Here is a 21530-nt window from a genome sequence, read left to right as displayed (position 1 = left end):
CTACAGCGTTGCGAGCGTCCGGTTGGCGATGGCGCCGGCATAGGCGTCGCGCTGGGCGACCTTTTCCTCCAGCGCGGCGATGACGCTGTCTGCGAAATCGGCCTCGTAGAGATCGAACATCGTGCTCAACCCGCCCGGCGTGAAGACGTTGATCTCCAGGATCTTGTCGCCGACGATATCGAGGCCGACCAGGAACATGCCGTCCTCGACGAGTTTCGGGCGCACCATCTCGGCAATGGCCAGAATGTCGGGCGTGATCTCGACGGGGGCCGCCGTGCCGCTGGCGTGGATGTTGGAGCGCACCTCGCCCTTTGCCGGCACGCGCCGGATCGCGGCATATTTGCCGTCGCGCACAAGCGGACGGCCATTCATCAGGAAGAGGCGGATATCGCCTTCGCTCGCCGCCGGCAGATAGTTCTGGGCGATCAGGTACCCTTCCCCGCTCACCGCCTCGAAAATCTGGTTGAGATTGGCTTCGTCCGGCGAGCCGATCTTGAAGACGTTCTTGCCACCGGAGCCCTGCAGGGGTTTCACGATCACGCCCTCCTTGTGCATGTCGATGAAGGCGCGGATTTCATCGATGCTCTTGGAGATCAGCGTTTCCGGCCGGACGGCCTGCGGAAATGCCTGGAAGTAAAGCTTGTTCTGCGCGAGGGCGAGACCGTCCGGATCGTTGACGACGATCGTACCGCGGGCGCTCGCCAACCGGCCGAACATCGCGCCGACATGGGCCGCCCAGGGCCTTGCCTCGGCATCGAGCGAAGGATCGTTGCGCAGGAACAGCACGTCGACGTCACGCACGTCCATCGTCTCCACCGTCGTTTCGTCGCCCTGAAGGGCCGCGTGGAAACTTTCCGCCTTCTTGTAGCGCTTGCCGGGCAGAAGGCGGCCGCACACATTGAGGCTGTCGTCCGCCCGAAGCACGAAGTCACCGGGCGTCAGGTAGCAGATGTCGTGCCCCCGCGAGAGCGCCGCCATGGCGAGCGCGGTGGTGGTGTAGGTCGGGGTTTCCCCCTCGATCGAATTGACGAAAAAGGCGATACGCATGGTTGCTCTCCTCAAGCTTCGAGCATGGCAAGGGGTGACAGGCCGGTGCGGGCGCGCTCCAGCCGCGCGCGTCCGCGTTCCGTTTCGAGGCACAGCGGGCGGAGGACCGGCGGCTTCAGCAGGCCGCGCACGCCGAGTTCCTCCATCACGCTGAAATGGATCGCGGCGATCTTGCCCATCCAGAACGGATCGAGCGCACCACCGGCCTTCAGATGGCTGAGCAGCGACAGGAGACCCCGCAGGTAGATCGCGTCCTTGGCAAGCCCGCCGCCGCGAAAGACGCGCAACAGCAGGCCGAAGGCGGTTTCCGCATCGAGATCGTGCTGCCGGGTCAGGTGGCGGAAGCCTTCGACGAAGGACGCGCCTGCCAGCATCAGGTCGCAGCCGACGACGCGCGCGGCAAGCAGCCGCAACCGCTCCGGCGTGAAACCGCCGGCCAGGAACTCGGCGAAGACCGCAAGTCCTTCCTGCATGCCTTCATAGCCTGCAAGGCCGGTGCGGAAGACGCGCAAGCCCTGCGCCGAGCCGTTGAAATAGGTGAGAAGGTGCACCCCGACTTCGTGGCTGAGCAGGGCATCGACACGCTGGCGCATCATGCGCGTGCGTCGGGAGATCAGGAGGCGCGGTCCGGAGACGAGCAGGCCCGCCGGCACGTCGTCGCGCAGCTCGATGGCCGCATCGAATCCGTCATAGCGCTGATGGTAGGACATCATCATCGCGCGGGCACGCCGCTCGACATGGAAGCAATCCACCACATCCTCGTCATCGGGCGTGCGGGGCGGCATGCGCTGTGCCCTGGTGGTGCCGTCGAGAACCTCTGAGGCCGCTTTCAGCAGGGACGGCTCGACTGGGCCATAGAGCGCACGGCCGAACTCGACGAAGCGCGCCCTTTCGCGCTCGGCGATGAGCGTCAGCTGAAGATCGAGTTCCTGCCGCTTCTCGCGGTAGATCTGATGCAGGACCGGATCTTCCAGCCGGTCGAGCGCGATGGCATAGAGGCGGCGCTTCTCCCGTTCCACCAGAAGGCTCAGCGGCCGATAGAGGAAACGCGGCGGCCGGTCGAAGCGGTTTGCCTTGAACTCCTGCCAGGCGGCATTGGCATTGATCGGGGTTACGGCGAGAAGGAAGTCGAAACTCGACGCGACGTCGTCCATGCCCCGGTCCGCGCGCTCGACCGCATCGATGAACGCCTTGCGGCCGAAGGCGCGGTAGGTTGCCGGTTTCGGAAAACCCTCCGCTTCGAGGAAAGCCGTCAGGGCCTGCAGGCCGGCGTCGAGGAAGTTGTCGATGAGGCGCTCGCGCAGGTCGGGGTAGATCGCGTCCGAGCCGGTCACGCGATAGATCGGCGCGAAGCGCAGCGTCAGCAGGGGAAGCTTCAGGGAAAGTAGCTCCGGTCGTGCGCAGGGATCGTCGCTTGCCGTGCAGGTCTCGACCCGTGGCGTCCGGAAACGCGTCTCGAACGCCTCCACCGCCGTCTCGAAGGCCGCCATCGCGCTCGCTCCGGCCTTTCCGTCCGGCGCGGACAGCATCACCTCGAATGGCTGGAGGAAGGGGGCATCGCCGGAGAGCAGCCGGTCGCGCTGGAATTCGTCCACGTCGAGCAGCACGAAGGCGCCGCATTGCTTGCGCAGTGCCTCGGCAATGGAGGCGATCAGGGGCAAGGCATCCTCGACAGTGCGGGCAAGCAGATAGGAGGCGTTGGCCGCCGCCACTTCGCGCGCCACGATGTGGGCTTCGGGATCGCCGATGTAGAGGCACAGGAACGGCAGTGGGCGGTCGATGTGCAGCCGGCCACCGTCCAGCTCCCGGCGCACGGGCTTGCCGGCCGCAAGCGCCGCAATCACCTCCTCTGGGAGCGATTTCGCTTTCGCCGCAGGCGGGTTACGTGCGGATTTTTCTCTGGTCATTCGACCTCCCGCAATGCCCGTTCAAGGATCGGCACGGCGGCGGTCAGGAGCGCTTGCAGCGCGGCGATGGCCTGCCAGTCGGGCGTGCCGGTCCATTCGTCCATGAAGAATTTCTTGAACTCCACGGCGATGGCGCAGCCGTTTTGAGGAAAGCGCTCATGGACGAAGCGTGTCTGCTCGCCGCGCCCCTGGAAGGCGATGTTCTCGCGCACGTCCAGCCGGCGGCCGAGGAAGTCGAAGTCGGCCGCAAAGGCCATGAAGGCATCGACAACGGGTGCCCATCGCGTTCTGTCCATGGAGGCGGTGCCGATATTGATATCGGGTGCGGCGTTCTGCTCTGTCGGTGGTGCGGCCGGTCCGGCGCGCCGGTGGTTGTAGCTGTGGATGTCGAGCACGACGAAGCGGCCGTGCTGCGCTTCAACGCCGCGCAGGTGGTTTTCGAGCATGTCGTAATAGGCATCATGCATGCCGAGGCTATCGCCGATCTCGGTCTCGGATAGCGGCGACCGCCAGACCTTCAGACCCCATGCCTGCTCCGGAGTCAGATAGATCGCGCCGTCGCGGGCGCGGTTGATATCGACCTCGAAGCGGGAGCGATGGAAAACGATGCGATTGGCGAGGCCGGCAATGGTCTCGCCGGTAAACGGATCCTCCTCCCGCAGGCGTTCGCGGGCGTCGAGCGCCATCTTGTCGAGGAGGCCGGGTCGCACGGCATGGCCGTCATGGATGGCCGTGCCGACGACGGGCGAAGCGCCGCGCTGCACGGTCCACCAGATATGCTCGTCCACCTGTCCGTTTTCGTCCGTCATCCGCTGCATCCCGTCTGTTCCGGTTCCGCAGGAATGCCCGGCGAAGATGTTCGTTCCACACGCCGCGACGCCCTGGCCCCTTGGAGGCGGCGACAAAGCACTCTATCTGATCGGGCGAGGCATCTTTCGACGAGGACCCAAGTGCGCCCGATCTACATGCTGGCCGGCCTGCTGATGACGGCGCTCGGCATCATCGGCGTCTTTCTGCCGCTGCTGCCGACGACGCCGTTCCTGCTCGTCGCCGTCTGGTGCTTTTCCCGCTCTTCGCCGCGCCTCGAAGCCTGGCTCCTGAACCACCGCACGCTCGGACCGCCTCTCGCCAACTGGAAACGCGAGGGCGCGATCTCCGCGCGCACGAAGGTGGTCGCGCTCAGCCTGATCGCCGCCAGCTACGGTTTCTTCTGGTATCGGGTGCAGCCTTCGCTTTTGCTGGCCGCGGTCGTCGCCTTGATCCTCTTGGCAAGCGCCCTCTTCATCGCGACGCGACCCCTGCCGAAAGGGAATTGAGCCATGGCACAACAGCAGCAGGCACCCGTCATCGTCTGGTTCCGCAAGGACCTGCGCACCGACGACAACGCGGCCCTCGCCGCCGCGGCACAAACGGAACGTCCCATCGTCGCCCTCTATATCCGCGAGCCTGAAGCCGCCGGCACGGGCCCCCTCGGCGCGGCGCAAGCCTGGTGGTTGCACCATTCGCTGGCTTCCCTCGCCCGGCGGCTGGATGCGCTCGGTGCGCCGCTCATCCTGCGCAGCGGGGCAGCCTGCGACGTGCTGGACAGCCTCATCGGGGAAACCGGCGCCGACACGATCTATTGGAACCGTCGGCACGATCCGCCGGGCATCGCCATCGACAAGGACATCAAGGCTTCCTTGAAGGCGCGGGGTATCGCCGCAAAGAGTTTTGCCGGGCAATTGCTGCACGACCCGATGCGTCTCCTGACCGGCGAGAAGAAGCCTTATCGGGTCTATACGCCTTTCTGGCGGGCGCTGGAGCGGGAGGGCGAACCGCATGAACCGGTCGATGCGCCGGAGCGGCTGTCGTCGCCGGCCAGGCCGCCCGGCTCGGAAAATCTGGCGGATTGGGCGTTGCTGCCGGAAAAGCCGGACTGGGCGGCGTCCTTTGCGGAGATCTGGACACCGGGAGAGGATGCGGCGCGCGAACGGCTCGACGATTTCGTCGACGATGCGATCGGCGGCTACAAGGCGGACCGCGACCGGCCGGCGATCGACGCGACGTCCTTCCTGTCGCCGCATCTGGCGATGGGCGAGATCTCCCCTGCCCGCGTCTGGCATGCAACGCGTGGCCTGAAGGCACCTGCGGACGATGTGATCCATTTCCGCAAGGAACTGGCCTGGCGGGAATTCTGCCATCACCTGCATTTCCACTTCCCGGAGCTCGCCGAGAAAAACTGGAACGCGCGGTTCGACGGCTTTCCCTGGGAAACGGGCGAGACGCATTTCCGGCTCTGGACGCGAGGCATGACCGGGTATCCGATTGTCGATGCCGGCATGCGACAGCTTTGGAAACACGGCTGGATGCACAACCGCGTGCGCATGATCACCGCCTCCTTTCTCATCAAGCACCTGATGATCGACTGGCGGCGCGGCGAGAGATGGTTCCGCGATACGCTTGTGGATGCCGATGCGGCCTCGAACCCGGCGAACTGGCAATGGGTGGCGGGGTCTGGCGCCGATGCCTCGCCCTTCTTCCGCATCTTCAATCCGATCCTGCAGGGCGAAAAATTCGACCCTGATGGCGCCTATGTCCGCACCTTCGTGCCCGAACTGGAAAAGCTGGATGCCGCCTGGATCCACAAGCCCTTCGATGCTCCCGAAAGCGCGTTGATGGACGCCGGGATCGTGCTTGGGAAAACCTATCCCAAGCCGGTCGTGAACCATGGCAAGGCGCGCGAGCGCGCTCTTGCCGCTTACAAATCCCTGAAAAACGACTGATTCAATCGCTGCGCACGAGCGCTGCGGTCAGCAGGGAAACGAGGGCCTCCCCCGCCGCCTCCAACGGGCCGCTGTTGTCGATGACGACGGTGTCGGCGGCGACGACGATTTCCGGCGTGGCGCGGTCCAGCCGCTTTGCAATGGCCTCGGCGCTCTCGCGGCCGCGGGCGGCAAGGCGTGCGGCGAGGATGTCGGGCCGGGCGGTAACGAGAACGACCTTGAGGCGCGGATAGGCATCGGCAAAGGCCGGCAGCGCGGAGCGGCTGCCATTCGCGACGAGCGTCACGCCCTCCGCCAGCTGCGCCAGCGTCTCGCGCGGAATGCCGTAGGAAAGGCCGTGCGCGTCCCAGGAGACGGCGAAGCCGCCGCCGGCTGCCTGCCTGCGAAACCCGTCCGCATCGATGGCGGTATGCGCCTCCCCGCCGGCATCGGCCGGACGGGTGATGACACGGCGCACGAACCCCACGCGGGCCTCGTCGGCAAAGTGACGTGCGGCATAGGACATGACGCTGTCCTTGCCTGCGCCGCTCGGCCCTACCACGACGATCATCGTGCCGGTCGATGCCGGCAACGGCCGTGCCTCCATGGTCATGCCACCCGCCGGCCCTGGCGCCAGACCGAGCGTACGACGGGAACGCCGGAGGGACGGCGCACGCGCACGAGATCGGCGCGCAGGCCTTTCGCGATGGCCCCGCGGTCATCGAGGCCGACGGTGCGGGCGGGCGTGGTGGACACCATCGCGATCGCCTTCGGCAGATCCATGCCCTCGTCGGCCAGGATGAAGGGCGCATGCATGAGGCTGAACGGAACGTAGTCGGAGGACAGCACGTCGAGCACGCCCATCTGCGCAAGGTCGCGAGCGGCGATGTTGCCCGAATGGGACTTGCCGCGCACGATGTTCGGCGCGCCCATCAGCACGCTCATGCCAGCGCCGTGCGAGGCCTTGGCGGCCTCGAAACTGGTGGGGAATTCGGCAAGGCGGATGCCATAGCCGATGGCTTCCTCGACATGTTCCAGCGTCGCATCGTCGTGGCTGGCGACGGAGATGTCGCGGGCGGCGCAGGAGGCGGCAATGGCGTCGCGATGCGGTTTGGCATAGCGGGCGGAAAGGTCCTGCTGGCGCTTGCAGAAGGCGGCGAACTCGTCGTCGGTCAGGCCGCGCTTCTTCTTGTAGTAGAGGATGTACTGTTCCATTGTCTGGAACTGGCGCTGGCCGGGGGCGTGATCCATCAGCGAGACGAGGCGGACGAGCGGGTCGTCCTCGAATTCCTCGTAGTGGTCGAGCACGTTGTTGGTCGATACTTCGCAGCGCAGATGAATGAGGTGTTGCGCGCGCAGGCGGTCGTCATCCTGCGCCTCGGCAATGGCATTCGCCATGGAGCGCATCTCGCCCTTCTCGAAGCCGCCGTCCTCGTCCGAACCCATGCGCAGGCAGTCGAAGACGGTGGTGATGCCCGATGTGACGACCTGGGCGTCATGCGCCTGGATCGCGGCCGTCAGGCCCCAGCGCACGCCGGGACGCGGCGAATAGTGGGCTTCGAGATGGTCGGTGTGCAATTCGACGAGGCCGGGCAGGAAAAAGTCCCCCTCCATGTCCTCGCCGGCAGCGGACGCGCCTTCGGAAATGTCGGCGATAAGGCCGTCGCGCAGAACCAGCGTGCCGTCGAGGACCCTGTCCTCAAGCACGATACGGGCATTGGAAAGAACGGTTTCGCGGGTCATGTCAGGCGGTCTTTCTGTTGGCGGCTCCCCCGAGCGGGAAGAGCGAATGAATGGTGAAATCGGCGCCGCGCGAGGGTTCGCGGAAGAGCGCGAGGCCGGCGACCGGCAGCGGCCGGCCGTGAAACTCGGCGAAATGATCGAGCAGTGCCCTTTCGACGGCATCGCGGCGCTCGACCGGGACGCGGCCCGTCAGCGTCATGTGAAAGCGGAATTCGTCGAAGACATACGGGTAGCCCCATTGCACGAGGTTCTGGCGCTCGTCCGCGGTCAGTTCGTCCGGCTTGCGGCGGGCGATGTCGGCCGAGGTCAGCGGCGCGCGGAAGCGCTCGAAGCGGCGCACCACTTCGCCGGCGAAAGCCTGCAGCGGTTCACAATGATCGCCCGGCACCAGCGCGAAGAAGGAGCCGAGGCGGCCGACGACGACTTCGGGGATGTCGAAGGGGTCTGCCGCCGAAACGAAGCGGCCGATCTCGGCGAGGAGCTCGGCTTCGCTGCGGCCTTCGGCGAGCGTGAAGGGAGCCTTCAGGGTGGCATGGAAACCGTAGCGGCGCGGATCCGCGGTCAGGCCGGCAAGCGTCGCGGCGTCGAAGCCGCTTGCAACCGGCTGCTCCAGCGCGGCGCCGGTAAACGCATTGCGCCCCAGCCAGCGCTGGGCGGCAAGGGTCAGAGGGTCACTTGCGGACGGCGTGAAGTAGAGGGCGTAACGCACGGGCTCATTCCTGTAAAAGTCCATCGACGCCGCTGAAGGCGGCGCCGGATCATGAAGGGATTCGTGTGGCAGCATCATGCCGCCATCGCGAGATCAATGCGCCGGCTTGCCCATCAGACGGGAGCGCAACGCATTCGATATGCCGTCGAAGACGAAGACCACGGCGAGGATGAGGAGCACCATGTAGGCGACGTTCTCCCAGTCGGAATTGGTGCGCATCGCCTCCCAGAGCTTGAGACCGATCCCCCCTGCCCCGACCGCGCCGATGATCGTTGCAGAACGGGTGTTCGATTCCCAGAAATAAAGCGCCTGGGAGACAAAGAGGGGCATGACTTGGGGCAGCACGCCATAGCGCTGCACCGCGATGGGCGCCGCGCCGACGGATTTGACGCCTTCGCGCTGCTTGTCGTCGATGTTCTCGAGGGCCTCGGAATAGAGTTTGCCGAGCGTGCCGGTATCCGTGAAGAAGATGGCCGACATGCCGGCGAGCGGTCCCGGGCCGAAGGCGCGGGTGAAGAACAGCGCCCAGATGAGCATGTCGACCGAGCGCAGGAAGTCGAAGAGCCGCTTCGTCACCTGATTGGAAAGCCAGCTTCGCGTGATGTTGCGGGCGGCAAGGAAGGCGAGCGGGAATGCCAGCAGCATGGCGAAGAGCGTGCCGACGAAAGCCATGACGATGGTCTGGAGCAGCTTGGTCCACACATCGAGATGCTGCCATTCCGCATTGTAGAGGATGTTGTTCCAGGCCAGCGACAGGTTCGACTGTTTCGGATCGATGCGTTCGCCCGAGGTGATCAGCGAAGCGATCTCGGAGGCCGGCTTGCCGTGGAAGGGCGAATTCGTGTCGAACAGGAAGTTCGCCCAGCCGAGGAAACGCCTGCGGATGCTGATGTCGTCGGCTTCGATCTCGCCCCATCCGGCGAAGCCGAAGGAAAGGGTGATCTTCTCGCCCGGCGCCTTCTGCGTCGCCCAATCGGGCAGCGTGCCGTCGACCGTCATGCCGGAGCGGTCGAGATCGACCACCAGCGTCTCTCCGGCGTGCTGGACCGTCACGCGTTCCGGCACCACCTCGACGCTCGTGGAGGCGTTCAGCGTGATCTTCGCGCGCTTGACCACGTCCTCCTGACGGGTGGTGGCGGTCGCCACGGCTTCCGCGGCTGCGGCCGAGCCGCCGACGGCGCCGCCCGATCCCATGAAGCCCATGGAGGCGGGCTTCTTCGCGGTGGTGCTCGTGCCCGCCGGCGCGGTGCGGATCATCGTGCCGCGCTCGATCTCCACCCAGTCCGGCTTGGCGTCCGGGCCGAGCGGGGAGAAGCGCGGATAGGTGAGTTTCATCGCGCCGTCTTCGGCAATCGTCACCTCCGGGCGCACCTCGTAGGAGACCCAGTCGGCCAGATAGGTGCCGGCGATGTTCCAGTTGGCGGTGCCGAGCACGTGGCCGATGGCGAAGAACCACCAGCAATAGAGCGCGTAGAACAGGAAGCCGCCGGCGATGATGGCGACGCGAAAACGCTGCCAGAACGAGCGATGGAAGACGGCCGGATGGCGCGCCGCGATCTCATCCATCTGTGCGGGATTGAGGGTCGTCATGGCACGCTCCTATTGGGCCGGCTTGAAGGCGTGGTCGCCGACAAGCTTGCGGCGCAGCCAGGCGGAAAACTGGTCGACGGCGACGATGGTGACGAGCAGCAGCGACACGATGGCGAGCGTTTTTGCCGCATGGCCCTGTCCGATGGACAGGCGCAGCAACTCGCCGATGCCGCCACCGCCGACGGCGCCGATGATGGTCGAGGCGCGCACGTTGATCTCGAGGCGCAGCAGGAAATAGCTCATGAAATTCGGCAGGACCTGCGGCACGATGCCGAACCAGACGCGCTCCACCCAGCTTGCGCCGACTGCGCGAAGTCCTTCCTCCGCCTTCATGTCGGCATTCTCGACCACTTCGAAGAAGAGCTTGCCGAGTGCGCCGACCGTGTGGATCGACACGGCGATGACGGCCGGCAGCGGGCCGAGCGAGAGAATGGCGAGGAAGAAGCCGGCCAGCACGACCTCGGGAAAGGCGCGCAGGATTTCCATGAAGCGGCGCACGAAACCGCGCAGCAGGCGATTGGCGACAAGGTTCCTGGCCGCGAGGAAGCACAGCAGGAAGCCGAAGACCATGCCGATGACGGTGGAGAAGATCGCGATGTTCAGCGTCTCCAGCATCTTGTGGAAGTATTCCGGCACATAGAGGCTTTCTGTGAGATAGAGCCGTCCCTCGGGGTAATTGTACTTGAAGCTTCCGTCGTCATAGGGCGAAGGCAGGTCGAACAACGCGCGGACCACTTCCAGCCCGTCGCGCGGCACCATCTCGCCGATGAAGTCGAAGAAATAGGGCAGCCGATCGAGGAACTTGCCGGCATTCGTCTCGTTGGCGAACCAGAGCGAGCCCGTGAGTGCGACCACGAGGATCGCAAGGCCGAGCCAGGTATAGAGGCGGCGGCGCGCGGTCAGCTCCTGGAAGTGCTGCTCGATGAGCGCGCCCTTCTCGCTGAAGCCGTCGTGAAGCGTGTTCATGGCCATGGTCTGTCCGCCTCGCGGTTCTCTTATGCAATTCCGGTGGCCGACGATGTGCCGGGCCCCACCCTGTCGAGGTCAGGTCCGCACTGTCGGCAAAAGGCGCCGGCCAGGATGTCGGCCGGCGCCGGATGCATCGCGACGATCAGCCGCCGATGGTCGCCTTGCGGGCGTCGATGATCGGCTTGTAGAAGTCGACATTGACTTCCGTGAAGGAGGTGAAGTCACCGCCCATGACGGCGGCAAAGCATGCGGCGTCCTTCTTCGGCAGGTCGAGCATGAACTGCTTGAACTTCGCCTTCATGTCGGCTTCCATCGACGAGCGCACGACGATCGGGCCGTTCGGGATCAGCGGCGACTTCCAGAGTTCGACGAGGTCGTTCATGTCGAGAATGCCCTTCTCGACCATCTTGTGCAGGTTGCCGGACGTGTAGCCGTCCTTCCACTCGCCAACGCCCGAACCGAAGGTCGTGCCGGCGTCGAAGGTGCCCTTCATCACTTCCAGGACGAGGTTTTCGTGGCCGCCGCCGAAGCCGGTCTCGGCGAAGTATTCCTTGACCGGGCCGCCGATGGCTTCCGGCAGCGTGACGAGCGGGACGAGGTAGCCGGAGGTGGAATCCGGGTCGGCGAAGCCGAGCTTCTTGCCCTTCAGGTCTTCCAGCTTGCTGATGCCGGAATCCTTGCGGGCGACCATGATCGAGTGGTAGCCGGTCGAGCCGTCGGTCTGGACGGTCGTCAGGATCGGCTCTACGGCATTGGCATTGGCGAGGTAGATCTTGGCGAAGCCGGACGCGCCGAGTTCGGCGTAGTCGAGCGTGCCGCCGAGCAGGCCCTGGATCACGCCGTCATAGTCGGCAGCCGGGAAGAAGGAGACCTTTTCGAAGCCGAGTTCGGCCTTCAGCTGGTCGCCGAGGCATTGGTAGTTGCGCAGGCGGTCGGCTTCGTTTTCGCCGCCGATGATGCCGACGCGGAATTCCTTGAGGTCTTCGGCCTGTACCTGGCCGGCAAGCGCGATGAGCGCGACGGCGCCCAGAAGGATGTTCTTCAGCATGGTCTCTCTCCTGTTTGGCCGGCTTCGCCGGGCCTTGAAAGTTTCTGACCCTTCACGCGGGCCATTCGATCCCGGTGGGCTCTAGAGTTCGTTCCGCATTGCGGACGCAAAGACGCTGCACGGCTTTGCTGGAATTGCTCTAGAGACCGACCAGTGCCAGCGGTGTCGGGCCGGCGGATTCCTTGGTGTTGTCCTGACGCGCCGGGTTGCGGATCGCGGTGGATGTGAGGCTTTCGTCGATCTCCGCGCCATCGGCGGCCGTGCCATAGATCGTGCGCACGGCATCGGCGTCGAGGGCGTGCGCCGGGCCGTCGAAGACGACGCGGCCGGCCGACATGCCGATGATGCGCTCGCAATAGGCGCGCGCCGTATCGAGCGTGTGGAGGTTGGTGATGACGGTGATGCCCTCGCGTTCGTTGATGTCGCGCAGCGCGTCCATCACGATCTTCGCGTTCAGCGGGTCGAGCGAGGCGATCGGCTCGTCGGCGAGCAGCATCTTCGGGTTCTGCATCAGCGCGCGGGCAATCGCCACGCGCTGCTGCTGGCCGCCCGAGAGCGTGCCGGCCGGCTGGAGCGCGGTCTGCTCGATGCCGAGGCGCTCGAGCGCGGCAATCGCCATGATGCGCTCCTCGCGGGTAAAGAGATTGAGGATGCTGAGGGCCGTCGAACGATGGTTGAGGCGACCGAGCAGAACATTGGTGAGCACGTCGAGGCGCGGCACCAGATTGAACTGCTGGAAGATCATCGCGCAGTCGCGCTGCCAGTTGCGCAGTGCGGCGCCGCGCAGGGCCGATACGTCGATATCGTTGAAATGGATCGTGCCTTCGCTCGGATCGGCAAGACGGTTGATCATGCGCAGCATGGTGGATTTGCCGGCGCCGGAGCGGCCGATGACGCCGACCATCTGGCCCTGCGGGATGTCGAAGGTGACATCGGCAACCGCGACGCGCGTCCCGAAGCGGCGGGTAACATTCTTCAGTCGGAACATGGCGGATCTCTTTCCAGCAACAGGGGGCCAGCAACAGGGGGCATTGTCGTTTTCGGGACTGGCTCTAAACGCTGTTGATGAAGGGGCGATGTCAGTTCGATGTCGGAAAAATAACAGTCCACAGCCTTGGAAATCCGGCATTCGGACGGGTGTCCTCAGCCGCCGTGACGGATGAGGAACGCTTCTGCGTCAAATTTGCGAAAGTCGTCGAGGGCGGTGCGCAACCGGGCATGATCCCAGTCCCACCAGGCGAGTTTTTCCATGCGCTCGGCAATGCTTTTCGGGAAACGTTCGCGGATGACTTTCGCCGCGACGCCGCCGACGATCGTGTAGGGTTCGACGTCCTTCGTGACGACCGCGCCCGAGCCTATGACAGCCCCGTTGCCGATGGTGACGCCCGGCAGGATCGTCGACCCGTGGCCGATCCATACGTCATGGCCGATCACGACGCGATGTTCGCGCCGCCAGGAAAAGAAGTCGGCCTCGGGATCGGCATCCGGCCAGTAGTCGTTGGCGCGGTAGGTGAAGTGGTGCAGCGTCGCGCGCCACATCGGGTGGTTGGTGGCGTTGATGCGCACCGAGGCGGCGATGTTGGCGAACTTGCCGATCGTCGCGCACCAGACGGAACCGCCGTTCATGATGTAGGAATAGTCGCCGATCTCGGCCTCGCTGACGCGGCAGTTCTCGTCGATCTCCGTATAGCGGCCGAGCGTCGTGTCGGAGACGACGGCCGTCGGATGGATGAGCGGCGTTTCCGAGAGCCGGGTCATGCTGCGGCCTTTCGCGGCGAGAAGGCGGAGACATCGACGATGCGGTCGGCGACCTTCTCGCGCACGTCCTCGTCATGGAAGATGCCGAGAAGCGCGACGCCGGCCGCCTTCTTTTCCTCGATCATGCCGACGACGACGGTGCGGTTCTTCGCGTCGAGCGAGGCGGTCGGCTCGTCGAGCAAGAGGATGCGGTGATCGGTGATGAAGCCACGGGCGATGTTCACGCGCTGCTGTTCGCCGCCGGAGAACGTGGCGGGCGGAAGCTGCCAGAGTTCGTGCGGCAGGTTGAGCCTGGCAAGCATGGTTTCGGCCGTCGCCCGCGCCTCCGCTGCATCGACGCCGCGCGCCGTCAGCGGTTCGGCGACGACATCGACGGCCGCGACGCGCGGCACGGTGCGCAGGAACTGGCTGACATAGCCGAGCGTGCCGCGGCGCACCGACAGGATGGTGCGCGGATCGGCGGTGGCGAGATCGACCAGCCTGCCCTCGTGGTCGACGAGGATCTGGCCGCCGTCGACGGCATAGTTGCCGTAGACCATCTTGAGCAGCGAACTCTTGCCGATGCCGGACGGGCCGCCCAGCACGACGCATTCGCCTGATTTCACCGAGAAGGTGACGTTCGACACCACCGGCAGGCGGATGCCGTCGCGAAGATGCATGGTGAAGCTCTTCGCCACTTCGGAAACAACGAGCGGGGTCGCCATGATTACACCTGGAGGATCGAGGAAACGAGGAGCTGGGTATAGGCTTCGCGCGGATCGTCGAGCACGCGGTCCGTCAGGCCCTGCTCGATGACGAGGCCGTCCTTCATCACCATCATGCGGTGCGAGAGAAGGCGCGCGACGGCCAGATCGTGCGTGACGATGATCGCCGAGAGGCCGAGGTCCTGCACGAGGCTGCGCAGCAGATCGAGCAGGCGGGCCTGCACCGAGACGTCGAGGCCGCCCGTCGGTTCGTCCATGAAGATCAGCCGCGGCGACGTCACGAGGTTGCGGGCGATCTGCAGGCGCTGGCGCATGCCGCCGGAGAAGGCGCGCGGCTGGTCGTCGATACGGTCAACGCTGATCTCCACGCGGCTCAGCCAGTTGCCGGCCGTCTCGCGGATATTGCCGTAGTGCCGTTCGCCGACGGCCATCAACCGCTCGCCGACATTGGCGCCGGCCGAGACCGCCATGCGCAGGCCGTCCGCCGGGTTCTGGTGCACGAAGCCCCAGTCCGTGCGCATCAGGAAGCGGCGCTCCGCCTCGCTCATGCGGGAGAGATCGCGCATCTGGCCGTCGCGCATGCGGTATTCGACGGCGCCGGAGGTCGGCATCAGTCGCGTGGCAAGGCAGTTGAGCAGGGTCGTCTTGCCGGAGCCGGATTCTCCGACGATGGCCAGTACCTCGCCCGGCCAGAGATCGAAGGAGACATTCTGGCAGCCGATGCGCGCGCCGTAGAATTTCGAGATGTCGCGGACTTTGAGAAGCGGCGTGTCGGTCATTCGGCAGCCTCCTTGTTATAGGCGAGATGGCCGCGATGGCCCTTGGCGCAGCGGTCTTCGCAATGGTCGGTATCCGAGCAGACGAACATCCGCCCGCCCTTGTCGTCGAGCACGACTTCGTCGAGATAGACGTCCTCCGCGCCGCACAGCGCGCAGGGTTTGTCGAAGGTCTGGATCTCGAAGGGATGGTCCTCGAAATCGAGGCTGACGACGTCGGTATAGGGCGGCACGGCATAGATGCGCTTCTCGCGGCCCGCGCCGAAGAGCTGGAGCGCGTCCGACATGTGCATCTTCGGATTGTCGAATTTCGGCGTCGGCGAGGGATCCATGACGTAGCGGCCTTCCACCTTCACCGGGTAGGCATAGGTGGTGGCGATATGGCCGTTACGGGCGATGTCCTCGTAGAGCTTGACGTGCATGAGACCGTATTCTTCCAGCGCATGCATCTTGCGCGTCTCGGTCTCGCGCGGTTCGAGGAAGCGCAGGGGCTCGGGGATCGGTACCTGGTAGACGAGCGTCTGGCCGGCGGTCAGCTTTTCCTCGGGAATGCGGTGGCGCGTCTGGATGATCGTCGCCTCGCGCGTCTTCGTGGTTACCGCCACGCGGGCGACCTTCTGGAAGAAGGCGCGGATGGAGACGGCGTTGGTCGTATCGTCCGCGCCCTGGTCGATGACCTTCAGCACGTCCTCAGGACCGAGGATCGCCGCCGTCACCTGCACGCCGCCGGTGCCCCAGCCATAGGGCATGGGCATTTCGCGCGAGGCGAAGGGCACCTGGTAGCCGGGGATGGCGATGGCCTTCAGGATCGCGCGGCGGATCATGCGTTTCGTCTGTTCGTCGAGATAGGCGAAATTGTAGGTCGCCAGGTCTGCCGTGCTCATTCTGCGGCCTCCGGAAGTTCGGTGTTTTGACCATGCGCGGCCTCGTATTCGCGCCGCATGCGGCGCACGAGGTCGAGTTCGGCCTGGAAATCCACGTAGTGCGGGAGCTTCAGGTGCTCGACGAAGCCGGTCGCCTGAACGTTGTCGGAATGGGAAATGACGAATTCCTCGTCCTGCGCGGGGGCGACGATATCCTCGCCGAACTCGTCCGCGCGCAACGCCCGGTCGACCAGCGACATGGCCATGGCCTTGCGCTCGCTCTGGCCGAAGACGAGGCCGTAGCCGCGGGTGAATTGCGGCGGGTTCTTCGCCGAGCCCTTGAACTGGGCGATCATCTGGCACTCCGTCACCTGGACGCGGCCGAGCGAGACCGGGAAGCCGAGTTCCGGCATGTCCAGTTCCACCTCGACCTCGCCGATGCGCACTTCCCCGACGAAGGGATGGGTGCGGGCATAGCCGCGCTGGGTGGAGTAGCCGAGCGCCAGCAGGAAACCTTCGTCGCCACGGGCCAGCGCCTGCAGACGAAGGTCGCGCGCCAGCGGGAATTCCAGCGGCTCGCGGGTGATGTCCCCGGGCACATGGCCTTCCGGCAGGCTGCCGTCGTCCTCGACGAGGCCTTCGCCGGCAAGGATGTCGGAGACGCGCATGATCGGCTCGCCGGCGTCGTCGCGTTCCAGCGGCGCATCCACGGTTTCATCGGAAAGCAGCGACGGGTCGAGCAGGCGGTGGGTATAGTCGAAGGTCGGGCCGAGAAGCTGGCCCCCCGGCAGGTCCTTGTAGGTCGCCGACACGCGGCGCTCGACCAGCATCGATCCCGTCTCGACGGGCTTGGAATAGCCGAAGCGCGGCAGCGTCGTGCGATAGGCGCGCAGGATGAAGATCGCCTCGATCATGTCGCCGCGCGCCTGCCGGACGGCAAGCGCCGCAAGCGCCCGGTCGTAGAGCGAGGCTTCGGCCATCACACGGTCGACGGCGAGGCCGAGCTGGGCGACGATCTGGTCGATGCCGATGGCCGGCAGCGAACGGTCGCCGCGGCGGCGGTCGGCGAGAAGACGATGGGCGTTGGAAATGGCGGCTTCACCACCCTTGACGGCAACATACATGGTCTCAAGCCTCCTTCACGCGGACAATGGTGGTGCGGGGCAGGCAGAGCACGTTCGCGCCGGCAACGAGGATGAGGTCGACGCCGCGCGGAAACTTCTGCCGGTTCTCCGACCAGAAATGCGGGAACATGTCCGGCAGGCCGACGGGAGCGATCTCTTCCTGCGTGCGGATGCCGGGTCCTGTCAGCGTCAGCGGCCGGCCGCCCTCGAAAGCCTCGATCTCGACGACCAGCGTGGTCGAACGATCCGGATATTCCTGCGTGCCCTGTGCGAAGAGGCAGAGGTTCGGCAGCATCGCGCCCTTTTCCACGAGGGCGAAGCGGGCGTTCTGGCGCTCGCTCGCGATGGTCGCGCCGGCGTTGAAGGCGAGCCAGCCGGGCAGCGCCGAGGCGGCGAGCGCGGGTGTGAGCCAGATGGACGTGTCATGGTCGCAGAGCGTCAGCGCGACGGCGCCGGCCGTAGCGCCCAGAGGTTTGGGCGGATTGGCGACGGCGGCGATCTCGCCGATCGTGCCGGGCCGTGCCATGCCGTCCATCAGGGTGCGAAAGACGGCCTGAGCCTGGAACACCGGTTCCTGGAAGCCGCCGGAAAAGGCGAGCGTATTCGACATGATCAATCCTCTCCGCGAACCATGGTGAAGAAGTCGACGCGGGTGGCGGCCGTCTGGCGCGCCTTTGCGGCATCCTCTTCGGCGCCGCGCGCCGCGATGGTCTCAAGCAGCGTGTCCACTTCGGTCTTGCGGGCCGGCTGCTGGAAGAGCGCGTCGAAGATCGCCGCAAGCTGTGCCTTCGCGCCGTCCGTGCCGAGCGACTGGCCGTGGCCGACCGTGCCATCCTCAAGACGGATGCTCGCGCGGGTCACGGTTGCCTCGCCGAGGTTGAACGGCGCACCGCCTCCCCCAATGCGTCCGCGCACCATGACGAGCCCGGTTTCCGGGCCGCGCACCGGCTGTACCGCAGGCTTGTTTTCCAGGGCTTCGAAAGCGGCCTGCAACTCCGCACGGCTCGCCTTCGCGAGCAGGCCCATCGCCTTCTGCCGCTGTGCCGCATCCTTCGCGATCGGCTCGGCGGATTTCTGTGTTGATGTCATTGCCTCATCTCCAAATGTCTATTAATCTAGACAACCGAACATCTAAGTCTCGTCTTAAGCGGCCGGAATGACAAGGGTGTGACAGCGGCGCATGGAAAAGGAGCGAGCGGGGCGAAAATGGTGGAACGGCAATCGGGCGTGGCGCTCTGGCGGCAGATCGCGGACCGCATGCGCCTTGCGATCAACAATGGCGATTTCGACGAGACCGGCATGATGCCGCCGGAAACGGTGCTGGCGGGCCGCTTCGGCGTGAACCGGCACACGGTGCGCAGCGCCATGGCGGCACTGGTGGAAGAAGGGATCGTGCGCCCCATCCAGGGCATCGGCACGCGCATCGAGCGGCGTGACAGCCTGCGCTTTCCGATCTCCCGCCGCACCCGCTTTTCGCAAGGGCTCGGCAACCAGGCGCGCGATCTCGAAGGCAGGCTGCTGGCGTCGGCGACGGAGATTGCGCCTGCCGCCGTGGCCGAGGCGCTGGGCCTGCCCATCGGCACGATCTGCGTGCGCCTCGAAACCCTGAACAGTGCGGACAAGCGTCCGATCTCACGCGCAACGCACTATTTTCCGGCTGACCGTTTCGGGGATATCGCGGCCGTCTACGAGCGGACGCGGTCCATCACCGCAGCCTTCCAGGAACTCGGCGTGCCCGATTATGTGCGGCGCTCGACTGAAATCTCGGCCATTCACGCCGAAGGCGACGACATGCGACATCTCAAGCTGTCGCCCGGTGCGATCATTCTGGTCGCGGCGGCGGTGAACACGGACCTTGCCGGAACGCCGGTGCAGTTTTCCCGCTCCCGCTTTGCCGCCGACCGCGTCAGGCTGACGGTGGAGCCGGAGACCTGACGCATTTGCGACCGGAGCAACACCACTTCGCCGTCAGGCCGGCTTGCGGCAGCGCAGAATGAAACGGCGATAGAGCAGTGTGCGCAGCGTGTTGCGCAGATCCGCCGTCCGGCGCTGAGCCCTGGCGATGGGCGCGTGCGATCCGACCGACACTTCGCGGAAGCCGGCAGCCGTCAGCAGGGGCAATACGCGCTCGACGGTAAGCCCGTCGCCGAAAGGCAATCGGTCCATGATGCTGGCATGCCGGTCGCTCATCGCGCCGTCATAGTGCGGGTCGGTGCCGATGAAACGGTCGAGCAAGGCAATGGCGCGGCTTGCCAACCTGCCAAGGGGCGCAGGTGTGGCCCAGTTGCCGTCGAAGAACAGCAGCGTGCCGCCGGGCTTCAGAATGCGGAACCACTGGGCAAAAGCCTCGGTCGGCGCCGTCAGTGTCCAGACGAGGTGTCGGCAGACGATGGCGTCGTAGCTTTCGTCCGGCTCCATCGGATTTTCCGCGTCGGCGAGGAGGAAGTGCAAGCCAGGCGCCCCGGCATGTTTTCGACGCGCGACGGCGAGCATGGCTTCGGAGAAATCGAGCGCCGTGACACTGTGGCCGAGCGACAGGAGAAGTCGCGTCACCTCGCCCGTGCCGCAGGCAAGCTCCAGCACGCGGCGCGGCTCGGGGCCGAGATGGTCCCGGATTGCCGCCGCCCAGGCGTCGAATTCCGGCCCCTCGGGAATACGGTGGCCGAAGGCAAGGTCGAAGGTCTGCGAGCGGGCCGACCAGTAGTCGCGGATGTCTTCCTTGAGGTGGCTGTTGGAGCCCGCGCCGTGCATCATTTTCCCTCGCTGGCGACGAGCTTCAAACGCGGCGGTCGCGGCTCGGGCTGGCGATAGCGGATGAAGCAGCCGCCCGCGCTGTCACGCTCGACATCGACAGTGACGCCGAAGACGTCGGCCAGGCGTTGTGGTTCCAGCACCCTGGCGGGCGTGCCGAGCGCAACGATGCGGCCCGCCTGCATGACCGCGATGCGGTCGCAGAACATGGCGGCGTGGTTGAGGTCGTGCAGCGCGGCGACGACGGTCAGCTCCTGCTCGCGCACGAGCTGGAGCAGGCCGATCTGGTGGCCGATGTCGAGGTGATTGGTAGGCTCGTCGAGGAGCAGGATCGGCGCCTGCTGGGCGAGCGCCCGGGCGATGTGCAGCCGTTGCCGTTCGCCGCCGGACAGCGTGTGCCACAGCCGGCCGGCGAAATGCGCCATGTCCACCTCCTCCAGCGCGCGATCGACGATGGCGTCGTCCGCCCGCGACCACGGTGTCAGCGCGCCGAGATGCGGCGTGCGGCCAAGCGCGACGGCCTGACGCGCGGTGATGCGCTCGGTGGTTTCAGCCTGCTGCTCGACAAAGGCGATGCGCCGGGCGATCGCCTGCCGGCCATGGGTCGCGAGGGCCCGGCCGTCGAGCGTCACCGCGCCGGATTGCGGTTTGCGGATGCCCGCAAGCAACGCCATCAGGCTGGTCTTGCCCGAGCCGTTGGGGCCGATGATGCCGAGAAATTCCCCGGGGCGCACGTCGAGCGAGACGTCCGAGAGAATGGCCGTGCCGCCGGCCGACCAGTGGAGACCTGTTGCGGACAGCGTCACAGGGCCGACCTCCTCTGGCTGAGGATGAGCGCGAAGGCCGGCGCGCCGAACAGCGCCGTGATGACGCCGATGGGCAGGACCTGACCGGTAATGATGATGCGGGAAAGTATGTCCGCCGCGATCATGAAGATGGCGCCGATCAGCGCGGAGGCGGGCAGCAACAGGCCGTGGCGCACGCCGACGACCATGCGCGCGGCATGGGGAATGACAAGGCCGACGAAGCCGATGGAGCCGACGATGGAGACCATGACGGCCGTCATCAGGGCGGAAATGGCGATCAGCACGACATAGACCCGGCGCACGGGAATGCCGAGCGAAGCGGCCGATTCCGTGCCGAAGGTGAAGGCGTCGAGCGCGCGGGCATGCCAGAGGCAGACGAGCAGGCCGGCAAGGGCGACCGGCAGCGCCAGCCACACATCCGGCCAGCGTGCGCCCGAGAGATTGCCGAGCAGCCAGAACATGATGCCGCGCGCCTGCTCGGCATTGGCCGCCTTGGTGACGATGAAGGAGGTGAGCGCGTTGAACAGCTGCGAGCCGGCGACCCCCGCCAGAATGATGGCGCTCGTACCCCGCCCGGCCCTGACGGCGAGCACGCTGACAAGCCCGAACGCGACGAGCGCGCCGAGGAAGGCGCCGGCCGGCAGCGTGAGCATGCCGCCGCCGAAACCGAGGATCGCGACGCCCACCGCACCCGTGGAGGCGCCGGCGGAAATGCCGAGAATATAGGGATCGGCGAGCGCATTGCGCAGCAGGGATTGCAGGACGACACCGGACAGCGCCAGCGCCGAACCGCAGCAGGCGGCGACCACCGCACGGCTCAGGCGATAGTTCCAGACGATACCCTCGTCGATGGGATCCAGCGCATGGCCCGCCTGCCAGAGGCGGTTCGCGACAGTCTTCGCCACGGTTGCGAGCGGAATGGCGGTCTCACCCACCGCCGCGCCCACACCGAGCGCGGCGATGAGCATCACGAGCGCCGCGATAGCGGCGCCCG

At 65.9% G+C, this 21530-nt stretch carries 23 protein-coding genes; 3 read left to right on the top strand and 20 right to left on the bottom strand.

Annotated elements, in window-relative coordinates; all coding sequences use genetic code 11:
* The 3 genes from V8U06_RS13430 to V8U06_RS13420 are packed head-to-tail and all read right to left on the bottom strand — an operon-like array spanning position 1 to position 3763.
* Complete coding sequence (locus V8U06_RS13430) at positions 1–1047, bottom strand: glutathione synthase (protein WP_427141065.1); 1047 nt, start codon at positions 1045–1047, stop codon at positions 1–3.
* 11 nt (positions 1048–1058) lie between these two features.
* Positions 1059–2954, bottom strand: coding sequence for a flavohemoglobin expression-modulating QEGLA motif protein (locus V8U06_RS13425; RefSeq protein WP_427141064.1), 1896 nt, complete (start codon positions 2952–2954; stop codon positions 1059–1061).
* Positions 2951–3763, bottom strand: a complete 813-nt coding sequence (locus tag V8U06_RS13420) for an N-formylglutamate amidohydrolase (protein WP_427141063.1) — start codon at positions 3761–3763, stop codon at positions 2951–2953. The genes V8U06_RS13425 and V8U06_RS13420 overlap by 4 nt, the downstream gene beginning before the upstream one ends.
* A 141-nt stretch (positions 3764–3904) precedes the next feature.
* Between V8U06_RS13420 and V8U06_RS13415 the strand changes: the two genes are divergently transcribed.
* Both V8U06_RS13415 and V8U06_RS13410 read left to right on the top strand, forming a co-directional pair.
* Positions 3905–4270, top strand: a complete 366-nt coding sequence (locus V8U06_RS13415) for a YbaN family protein (protein WP_427141062.1) — start codon at positions 3905–3907, stop codon at positions 4268–4270.
* A 3-nt stretch (positions 4271–4273) separates the two neighbouring features.
* Positions 4274–5716 carry a cryptochrome/photolyase family protein gene (locus V8U06_RS13410; RefSeq protein ID WP_427141061.1) on the top strand — a complete coding sequence of 481 codons (1443 nt, stop codon included), beginning with the start codon at positions 4274–4276 and terminating at the stop codon, positions 5714–5716.
* Position 5717: 1 nt separating this feature from the next.
* Here the strand turns inward: V8U06_RS13410 and phnN are convergent, their stop codons facing one another.
* The 14 genes from phnN to phnG form a co-directional block, all read right to left on the bottom strand.
* Complete coding sequence (gene phnN / locus V8U06_RS13405) at positions 5718–6308, bottom strand: phosphonate metabolism protein/1,5-bisphosphokinase (PRPP-forming) PhnN (protein ID WP_427141060.1); 591 nt, start codon at positions 6306–6308, stop codon at positions 5718–5720.
* Positions 6305–7438 carry an alpha-D-ribose 1-methylphosphonate 5-triphosphate diphosphatase gene (locus tag V8U06_RS13400; protein WP_427141059.1) on the bottom strand — a complete coding sequence of 378 codons (1134 nt, stop codon included), beginning with the start codon at positions 7436–7438 and terminating at the stop codon, positions 6305–6307. The genes phnN and V8U06_RS13400 overlap by 4 nt, the downstream gene beginning before the upstream one ends.
* A 1-nt stretch (position 7439) precedes the next feature.
* Complete coding sequence (locus V8U06_RS13395) at positions 7440–8147, bottom strand: DUF1045 domain-containing protein (protein WP_427141058.1); 708 nt, start codon at positions 8145–8147, stop codon at positions 7440–7442.
* Positions 8148–8240: 93 nt separating this feature from the next.
* Positions 8241–9737: a phosphonate ABC transporter, permease protein PhnE gene (gene phnE, locus V8U06_RS13390; protein WP_427141057.1), complete on the bottom strand. Its 1497-nt coding sequence runs from the start codon at positions 9735–9737 to the stop codon at positions 8241–8243.
* Between the two features lie 9 nt (positions 9738–9746).
* A complete protein-coding gene (gene phnE / locus V8U06_RS13385) occupies positions 9747–10709 on the bottom strand; it encodes a phosphonate ABC transporter, permease protein PhnE (RefSeq protein ID WP_427141056.1) in 963 nt (320 codons plus the stop codon).
* A 139-nt stretch (positions 10710–10848) separates the two neighbouring features.
* Positions 10849–11754, bottom strand: coding sequence for a phosphonate ABC transporter substrate-binding protein (gene phnD / locus V8U06_RS13380; protein ID WP_427141055.1), 906 nt, complete (start codon positions 11752–11754; stop codon positions 10849–10851).
* A gap of 139 nt (positions 11755–11893) precedes the next feature.
* Entirely contained in the window at positions 11894–12742 is an 849-nt protein-coding gene (gene phnC / locus V8U06_RS13375; RefSeq protein WP_427141054.1) for a phosphonate ABC transporter ATP-binding protein, read from the bottom strand.
* Positions 12743–12897: 155 nt separating this feature from the next.
* Positions 12898–13512 (bottom strand): DapH/DapD/GlmU-related protein, encoded by a 615-nt coding sequence (locus V8U06_RS13370; protein WP_427141053.1) that lies wholly within the window; start codon positions 13510–13512, stop codon positions 12898–12900.
* Complete coding sequence (gene phnL / locus V8U06_RS13365; protein WP_427141052.1) at positions 13509–14216, bottom strand: phosphonate C-P lyase system protein PhnL; 708 nt, start codon at positions 14214–14216, stop codon at positions 13509–13511. Before phnL ends, V8U06_RS13370 begins: the two co-directional genes overlap by 4 nt.
* A 2-nt stretch (positions 14217–14218) precedes the next feature.
* Positions 14219–14995, bottom strand: coding sequence for a phosphonate C-P lyase system protein PhnK (gene phnK, locus V8U06_RS13360; RefSeq protein ID WP_427141051.1), 777 nt, complete (start codon positions 14993–14995; stop codon positions 14219–14221).
* The gene (locus tag V8U06_RS13355; protein ID WP_427141050.1) at positions 14992–15876 is read right to left on the bottom strand and encodes an alpha-D-ribose 1-methylphosphonate 5-phosphate C-P-lyase PhnJ; all 885 of its coding nucleotides are present in this window, start codon (positions 15874–15876) and stop codon (positions 14992–14994) included. Before V8U06_RS13355 ends, phnK begins: the two co-directional genes overlap by 4 nt.
* The gene (locus V8U06_RS13350) at positions 15873–16979 is read right to left on the bottom strand and encodes a carbon-phosphorus lyase complex subunit PhnI (protein WP_427141049.1); all 1107 of its coding nucleotides are present in this window, start codon (positions 16977–16979) and stop codon (positions 15873–15875) included. Before V8U06_RS13350 ends, V8U06_RS13355 begins: the two co-directional genes overlap by 4 nt.
* 4 nt (positions 16980–16983) lie before the next feature.
* A complete protein-coding gene (gene phnH, locus V8U06_RS13345) occupies positions 16984–17589 on the bottom strand; it encodes a phosphonate C-P lyase system protein PhnH (RefSeq protein WP_427141048.1) in 606 nt (201 codons plus the stop codon).
* A 2-nt stretch (positions 17590–17591) separates the two neighbouring features.
* Positions 17592–18068 (bottom strand): phosphonate C-P lyase system protein PhnG, encoded by a 477-nt coding sequence (phnG, locus tag V8U06_RS13340; protein ID WP_427141047.1) that lies wholly within the window; start codon positions 18066–18068, stop codon positions 17592–17594.
* Between the two features lie 117 nt (positions 18069–18185).
* Between phnG and phnF the strand changes: the two genes are divergently transcribed.
* Positions 18186–18914: a phosphonate metabolism transcriptional regulator PhnF gene (phnF, locus tag V8U06_RS13335; RefSeq protein ID WP_427141046.1), complete on the top strand. Its 729-nt coding sequence runs from the start codon at positions 18186–18188 to the stop codon at positions 18912–18914.
* A gap of 33 nt (positions 18915–18947) precedes the next feature.
* Here phnF and V8U06_RS13330 read toward each other — a convergent pair whose 3' ends face one another.
* From V8U06_RS13330 to V8U06_RS13320, 3 genes are read right to left on the bottom strand one after another with little or no spacing between them, the layout of a single operon-like run.
* Positions 18948–19730, bottom strand: coding sequence for a class I SAM-dependent methyltransferase (locus tag V8U06_RS13330; RefSeq protein ID WP_427141093.1), 783 nt, complete (start codon positions 19728–19730; stop codon positions 18948–18950).
* On the bottom strand, positions 19730–20536 hold the full coding sequence (locus V8U06_RS13325; protein ID WP_427141045.1) for an ABC transporter ATP-binding protein: 807 nt from the start codon (positions 20534–20536) through the stop codon (positions 19730–19732). Before V8U06_RS13325 ends, V8U06_RS13330 begins: the two co-directional genes overlap by 1 nt.
* A complete protein-coding gene (locus V8U06_RS13320; protein ID WP_427141092.1) occupies positions 20533–21504 on the bottom strand; it encodes a FecCD family ABC transporter permease in 972 nt (323 codons plus the stop codon). The genes V8U06_RS13325 and V8U06_RS13320 overlap by 4 nt, the downstream gene beginning before the upstream one ends.
* Positions 21505–21530 lie beyond the last annotated feature (26 nt).

The sequence above is a fragment of the Shinella sp. G-2 genome (assembly GCF_050172695.1).
Lineage (GTDB): Bacteria > Pseudomonadota > Alphaproteobacteria > Rhizobiales > Rhizobiaceae > Shinella.
The sequence above is the reverse complement of the archived record's forward strand: the minus strand, read 5'-3'. Positions and strand labels throughout refer to the sequence as shown.